Genomic DNA, 433 nt, shown 5'->3' on the forward strand with positions numbered 1-433 from the left:
ATGGCGGTCCCGACGGGAATCGAACCCGCGATCTCCTGCGTGACAGGCAGGCATGTTAACCGCTACACCACGGGACCATTGGTTGCGGAGGCAGGATTCGAACCTGCGACCTTCGGGTTATGAGCCCGACGAGCTGCCACTGCTCCACTCCGCGATAATAATATAGATGCTGCATTTTGATTCTACGCATATGGTGCTTGGGCACCTTACGCTTCGCTGTCGGTGCTACTCGCAGTCTTCGTTCTGCTCGTTGCTCCACTCCGCGATAATAATATGAGAAGCTTTTTATTTCATGGTGGAGGATGACGGGTTCGAACCGCCGACCCTCTGCTTGTAAGGCAGATGCTCTCCCAGCTGAGCTAATCCTCCATAAAGTGGTGACCCCTACGGGATTCGAACCCGTGTTACCGCCGTGAAAGGGCGGTGTCTTAAC

General features: G+C 54.7%; 3 tRNA genes. All 3 read right to left on the reverse strand.

What is annotated here, in order from left to right:
* Position 1 precedes the first annotated feature (1 nt).
* Positions 2 to 77: transfer RNA gene (locus KHA84_RS15210), tRNA-Asp, on the reverse strand.
* Between the two features lie 2 nt (positions 78 to 79).
* Positions 80 to 154: transfer RNA gene (locus KHA84_RS15215), tRNA-Met, on the reverse strand.
* Between the two features lie 139 nt (positions 155 to 293).
* Positions 294 to 369, reverse strand: a tRNA-Val gene (locus tag KHA84_RS15220).
* Between the last annotated feature and the right edge of the window lie 64 nt (positions 370 to 433).

The sequence above is a fragment of the Bhargavaea massiliensis genome (assembly GCF_018390575.1).
Taxonomy (GTDB): Bacteria; Bacillota; Bacilli; order Bacillales_A; family Planococcaceae; genus Bhargavaea; species Bhargavaea massiliensis.